This window comes from Stieleria sp. (genome assembly GCF_041595215.1).
GTDB classification, from domain to species: Bacteria; Planctomycetota; Planctomycetia; order Pirellulales; family Pirellulaceae; genus Stieleria; species Stieleria magnilauensis.
The window spans coordinates 1-6690 of record NZ_JBFHKV010000411.1; the positions used below are offsets into that span (position 1 = coordinate 1).

At 60.6% G+C, this 6690-nt stretch carries 4 protein-coding genes; all 4 read left to right on the forward strand.

The window, feature by feature from the left end:
- The first annotated feature begins 302 nt into the window (after window positions 1-302).
- Window positions 303-692: a BlaI/MecI/CopY family transcriptional regulator gene (locus ABX749_RS16550; RefSeq protein WP_372896944.1), complete on the forward strand. Its 390-nt coding sequence runs from the start codon at window positions 303-305 to the stop codon at window positions 690-692.
- Entirely contained in the window at window positions 689-3397 is a 2709-nt protein-coding gene (locus ABX749_RS16555) for a M56 family metallopeptidase (RefSeq protein ID WP_372896945.1), read from the forward strand. The genes ABX749_RS16550 and ABX749_RS16555 overlap by 4 nt, the downstream gene beginning before the upstream one ends.
- Window positions 3398-3438: 41 nt before the next feature.
- Entirely contained in the window at window positions 3439-5898 is a 2460-nt protein-coding gene (locus ABX749_RS16560; RefSeq protein ID WP_372896946.1) for a DUF1549 and DUF1553 domain-containing protein, read from the forward strand.
- Between the two features lie 75 nt (window positions 5899-5973).
- Window positions 5974-6690: DUF1501 domain-containing protein (locus ABX749_RS16565; protein WP_372896947.1), on the forward strand; the 717-nt coding region annotated here is incomplete at its 3' end.

A 6690-nucleotide genomic window follows, 5' to 3' on the forward strand; every position in this document is an offset into this window, starting at 1 on the left:
ATCGCGTGGACGCCCGGCCGTGCTGCGAGCGGCAGGGCGCGAACCCTCCGATACTTCAAGGTGGTTTTCAGCCCAAACCGGACGGCTCGCGCCCAATACCGCTAACTCCTCTTCTGCGGCAATGGGCGTTTGCCTTCGGTAGCCGAGCAAAACCATTTCAACGGTTCTGCGCACGATCTGCTTGACACCTGTTCTACACCCTGTAGTATTACAACCTGTAGATGAGAGCCGGAGGTCCGTTTTTACCGACACGGGCGTCGGCGCGTGTTTTCGAGGATTCGGAGTCTGCAACGATGAAGGCGATGAAACTTGGTGGGCGACAGTTGGCGGTCATCAAATTGCTGTGGGAACGCGGCGAGATGACGATCGCCGAATTGCAGGGTGCGTTGGATGTCGAGTCGCCGCTGGCGTATTCGACCGTCGCCACCGTCCTGGCGCGGATGGAAAAGAAAGGTTTGGTGACGCATCGTGACGAGGACCGTACCTACTACTACCGCGCGGCGGTTTCGCAAGAGCGTGCGGGGCAAACGATGGTCGGCGAATTCGTCGAGCGACTCTTTGGCGGTAAACCATCGGAACTGGTCAACCACTTGCTCGACAGCGATCAGGTGGACTCTAAAGAATTACAGCGGATCAAGACGCTCGTGCAGCAGCATGAAGCGAAACTTAAGAAGCAGGAAGGTCGATCATGAGCGATCTCGCAAGCCTGACAGGAAACGTCGGCGTTTTTCTGTTGACCTATCTGTTGCACTCCACGCTGGCGTTCAGCTTCGTCGCCGCAGCAACTTATTTTCTCGGACGCCGACGCAATAGCGAATTGAGGGTGCTGGCATGGAAGATGGTGCTCTGTGTTCCGGTCGTCACCACACTCGCAGTCACGGTGATGGACGTTCCCCATTTCGGGCTCCAGTTTCCAGTGCGTGTCGCGGTCAGCGAAGCGGCGGGAGAAACCAGTCGCGACAATCCGACGGCGTCCCAAGAGCGAACGGTGCCGGCGCCGCTCGTGTCGAAAGATGACAATCGCCCGCAAACCGCCGACGAAACATCGGCCGGCGGTGCCGACGGGCGATTCGCTTCGACGCCGTTCACGTCGGCCCGGGTTGCTGGCGGCGGTTCACCAAACGTCTCGCCCTTGAAGCCACCGACCGCCCGCTCCGGCTGGGGATTGGTCGTGGCAACGTGGTTGCTCGGAATCGTCGTTGGTGCGTTGGGGCTTGTCGTTCAAATGACGCGGCTGTTGCAACTTCGCGAGCGGGCCTCGACGATTTCGACCGGCGATCTGTGTCGGTCGTTGAACCGATTGCGACGCAACCTAGGGATTCGCTGCCGCGTCGATCTATTGCGGACGGCCGATCTTCCCGGACCGGTCGCCGCGGGGATCCTGCGACCGTTCATCTTGATCCCCCAAAACATCTGTCCCGACTCGGTAGCCGTCGGCGGTCGGGATGCCTCTCCGAGCACCGGTCGTGAACTCTCAGCGTCGGAGCGTGACGCGTTATTGGCTCACGAACTGGCGCACGTGGCTCAGTGCGACGCTTTGTGGAACCTGATCGTCCAGATCATCAGCCGCGTGTTCTTCTTCCAGCCGCTGAATTGGTGGGCCGGGCGAGAGCTTCGTAAAGAGATGGACTTCCTCGCCGATGCGCAGGCCGCGCTGGTGCTCGGTCACCGAACCGGGTTGGCGCATTGCCTGATCCGACTGGGAGACCAGATGAGCCGGGCGTCGGGGCCGGTCGGGCCGGTGCACCTTGCGGCCGCAATGGCGGCGTTTCGCTCCACGCTCGGCCAACGCATCGAGACGCTACTGGACACCGACAACGACTTGCGTCGTATGCCGCGTTGGAGCCGATTGGCGACGCTCGCGGTCATGCTTTCCGGATCGATTTTGGCGACGGTGATCGTGCCCCGCGCGATCGCTCTCGCGACTGAACCTTCCCCTCCCCCCACGATGCCCCACGAAGGAAACGAACCTATGAAGAAGCAAGTTGCAGCATTGGCCATGGCGACCGCCTTGGTCATCCCGGCTGCCGGCGACGAACCGGCGACCCGCCCCGCATCACCACCGCCGACGACGGAACTGAAAGCCACGCCGGACGCCTTGCCGCCAGGCATTCGCAAGTTCAATGGCATGGTCGTCGGTCGGCTGGCTGCCAAGGACATCGAACGCGGTACCTTCGTCGTGCACGTCGATGCGGTCTCACGTGTGTGGCGCAACAGCCAAGCAGAAAACCCTCAAAGCATCGTCGGCAAGTCGGTCGCCGTCGGTGGCGTGTTCGGCAAGTTTCTGGACGTCTTGGTCGTCACTCGAATCGGTGAAACGATCGAGTTTGAGTGCAAGCACGACGGTGACGGGCTGAAGTTCCCCGGCGAAATGCTCCGCAAGGTCGCCCCCTATCGACCGGAAGACTATCCGAAGTTGCCCGAATCCTTTCGCGGTTTCCAGGGCTCGGTGATCGCGGACATCGTGAAGAAAGATCCCGAAGCGTTCGAAATGATCATCAAGGTCAGCAGCGTCAAACAGGTCTGGAACAAGAACACGGCCAAGGAACCCCGCAGCATTGAAGGCCGGACGATGATGCTAGCCGGTTTCTGGAATCGCAAGGAGGTCTATCACAGCTTGAAACCGGGTGACCGCATCGAAGTGGGAATGCAGCACATCGGCCGCCAGAGCGAGCACCTGACGGTCGCCGAATTTGTCCGCAAGGCGGATGCCGGTTCGGAAAAAGTCGCCATGGAACCCATGAAGCGGATGGAGCGAGAGCCCGCCGCGGCGGACGGCTTGGCGTCAGGGCAAAACGGTTTCTGTGGGATGCTGGTCGGACGTCTGGTCCAAAAGGACGTCGAGCGCGGCACCTTCACCATCACCGTCGATGCCGTGCCACGGATCTGGAACAAGAACCGGGTTGACAACCCCAAGGCGATCGTCGGTCAAAACGTCCAAGCCGGCGGGGTGTCCGGCAAACTGCTCGATGTCTTGGTGGTGTCCCGCGTTGGAGAGACCATCGAATTCGGGGCGCTGCACGAGGGCGGTCCGTTCATGCGAGTCGTGGAAGTGCTTCGCAAGGTGGCTCCGGTTTCGCCCGGTGACTACCCCGAGTTGCCCGAGGCGGTTCGTGGCATCAAAGCCGTGGTCACTGCAAAGGTCGTTAAAAAGGACCAAGAGATGATGGGACTGATCGTGGAAGTCACCCGTGTCGACGAGTTGCTGCCCGGCAGTGATGCAACGGATGCCGATTCGATCGTCGGACGACGGGTGATGCTGGACGGGTTCTGGAAACGCAAAGAACTCTATCAAGACCTCCGCGTGGGTGACGTAATCCGCTCCGGCGTCGTCCATCAGCAACGGCTGAGCGACAACTTGGCTGTCGCCGAATCGGTCAAGAAGATCGACGGCTGACGTGTGATAAGAAACCTCCCCCTGAGATCAACGGTGAGTCGATGATTCGAACGGTCTTGGCCGGCATGATCGGCGTCGTGACTTGTGTGCTGCTGTCGCATCCGCCGGCGCTGCGGGCGGAAACCGTCCCGTCGGTCAGCGAACGATTTGCGGCGGCCGAGACGGACGAAACGCCGGACTTCCAGCAACACGTCGTCCCGTTGCTGGGCCGGCTGGGGTGCAACGGACGATCCTGTCACGGTTCCTTCCAAGGACGTGGCGGGCTGCAGTTGTCCCTGTTCGGTTATGACTTCCAGATGGACTACCGCTCGCTGACCGACCAGGCCTCCACCGGAGGCGACGGCCAATCCGACCGACGCGTCGATCGACGGCGGCCCGACGAAAGCCTGGTCTTGCAAAAACCGTTGCTGCAGGTCGACCACGAGGGCGGTGATCGATTCGCCGAGGGATCGTGGGAGCATCACCTGTTACGACGCTGGATCGAAGACGGTGCCAAACCGATCACGCAACCGCGTGTGCTGTCGCATCTGGAAGTCCAGCCGGCGGAAGTCGTCTTTGATTCTGGCGCCGCATCGGTGCCATTGAGTCCGGTACCGCTGCGAGTTGTCGCCGTCTGGGAACAGGGCCTGCGCGAGGACGTGACGCCGCTGTGTCGGTTTCGCACCAACGATGACTCTGTCGTCACGGTCGATTCCGATGGTCGATTAACCTCGACCGGCCCCGGCGATTCGCACGTGGTCGTGTTCTATGACAACGGGGTGGCGGCGGTGCCGGTGCTGCGTCCGTTGAACGATGCCCCGGACCGGGCAAGACGCGTCAACGATGCCGAAACGCAGTCGCCCAGTGTGGATCGATTCGTCCTCGCCAAACTGGACAAGTTGGGCATCGTCCCGTCGGACGTTTGCAGCGATGCGGAATTCTTGCGCCGCGTCAGCATCGACGTTTGCGGCACGTTGCCGACGCCCCAGGAGGTCGAGTCGTTTCTGGCCGACCGCTCGACCGACAAACGAGAACGCAAACTCGATGAGCTGTTGGAACGGCCATCCTATGCGGCTTGGTGGGCGAACAAGCTGTGCGATTTCACCGGCTGCAACCCGAATCAACAGGCCGAACTGGGCCAGGAAACGTCGGTGCAATGGTACATGTGGGTGTACCAGCGATTGCGTGAGAACGTACCCTACGACGAATTGGTGCGCCGGATCGTTTTGGCCAAGGGCCGTGAGTCCGGTCAGCCGTATCAGGACTACGCGCGTCAAGTCTCGGCGTATTTCCGTGATGATTCACCGGCCGACTTTGCCGAACGTGAAACGATGCCGCACTACTGGACACGTCGCAGCATGGAAAAGCCCGAAGATGCGGCGCAAGCGTTTGCGCAAAACTTCTTGGGCCTTCGTTTGCAGTGTGCCCAGTGCCACAAGCACCCCTTCGCGCCATGGACACAAGGTGACTTCAACGAATTCAGTCGCTTCTTCGAAAACGTCCAATTCGGTGTCGAGCCGACGTCGCTGCCGCAGTACCGCGAACTGGCCAAGCAGGTCGGCTTGACGGTGCGAGGCGACGAGGGCACCGCGATTCGCAGCGACATCCTCCGCCAAGCCCAAAAGGGACGCATCGTTCCCTGGCGTGAACTGTACATCGACGCGCGCCCCGAGCCCGAGTCATTGTCCCTGTTGCGCAGCGGTTCGGTCACCTTGCAGGGGAACGATGATCCGCGTGAGCCGATCATGAATTGGATGACCGACCCGGCGAATCCGTGGTTTGCCCAAGCGATCGTCAACCGCGTTTGGGCGAGCTACTTTCACGTCGGCATCATCGATCCGCCCGATGATTTGAACCCGGCCAACCCGCCCAGCCATCCAGAGTTATTGGATTGGCTGACGCGCGAGTTCGTCCGACAAGACTACGACCTCAAATGGTTGCATCATGAAATTGCCACCAGCGACACGTATCAACGCAGTTGGAAACCGAACGAGACCAATCGCGATGACCGTCGCAATTTCAGCCGCGCGATTCCGCGCCGCCTGCCCGCCGAAGTGGTCTATGACAGTATCAAACAGGCGCTTGTGGCGAGTGACAAACTGACCGAAGTTCGCACCGATTTGACGCGACGTGCCATCGGGCACCTGTCGATGCGACTAGCCGGAACGCACGCGATGCAGGTGTTCGGCAAGCCGGATCGTGCGGTCAATTGCGACTGCGAGCGTGTCAACGAGCCGACCTTGCTGCAAGCGGTCTATCTGCAGAACGACCCGCTGGTGGATCAGCAGCTCGAATCGAGCGGCTGGTTGCAGGAAATCCAAGCTCGCGAAGATGCCGGTGTTGCCTTGGATCCAACACGACTGATCGAAACCGCATGGTTGAGAACGGTCAGCCGGCCGCCCACAGAAAAAGAAGTCGCTCGAGCCGAGCAGCATCTTGCAGCCGGCGACTCAACGACCAAGGCGATGCGCGACTTGCTGTGGTCACTGATCAACACGAAAGAGTTCATCTTGACGAAATAGCAAACTGATTCACGCCCACCAAGCGGCCTGAACGATCACGATTCCAATCTCACCAACAACGCAAAAGGCACATCGATGACTCTGAACCGAAGGCAATTGTTGCAAGTCGGCGCGCTCGGCGGCAGTCTTTCGCTGAGCCAGTTTCTGCGATCCAATGCGGCCGCAGGCCACGCCGACTCGGGACGGTCCGCCATCCTGGTGTTCTTGGGCGGCGGTCCGTCGCACCAGGATACGTTCGACATGAAACCCGACGCGCCGGTCGAATACCGTGGTCAATTCAAACCGATCAGTACCCGCGTGCCCGGCATTCAGATCTGCGAGCACCTGCCGCGACTGGCGCAGCGCACCGACAAACTGGCCATCATCCGGGGCATCACGCACAGTTTGGCCGATCACGGGCTGGGCACACGGTACCTGATGACCGGCAATTTGCCGACTCCCGTTGTCAGCTATCCGATGTATGGGTCGGTGGTCAGCCGCGAATTTCCTGCCGCGGCGGACCTGCCGTCGTTCGTTTCGATCGATCGTCCTGTCGAGGGCCCGGGATACTTGGGCACGCAATACGGACCGATGTCGACCGGCGAAAAACCGCGTTATGGTCAGCCGTTTCGTGTCCGCGGCATCACGCTCGATGGCAGCCTAACGGTCGATGATTTCCGATCACGACATCAATTGCGGGCGGACATCGACACCGCGTTTGACGGATTCGAAAACCTGGACGACGCCGTCAGAGGATTGGATCGTTTCGCCCAGCAGGCGTATCGGATCATCAGTTCTCCGCGTTCGCGTGAC

What these genes read in the sequence shown, in the direction of transcription:
- ABX749_RS16550 (WP_372896944.1), top strand. Translation starts at nt 303, where the DNA reads ATGAAACTTGGTGGGCGACAGTTGGCGGTCATCAAATTGCTGTGGGAA.
- ABX749_RS16555 (WP_372896945.1), top strand. Translation starts at nt 689, where the DNA reads ATGAGCGATCTCGCAAGCCTGACAGGAAACGTCGGCGTTTTTCTGTTG.
- ABX749_RS16560 (WP_372896946.1), top strand. Translation starts at nt 3,439, where the DNA reads ATGATTCGAACGGTCTTGGCCGGCATGATCGGCGTCGTGACTTGTGTG.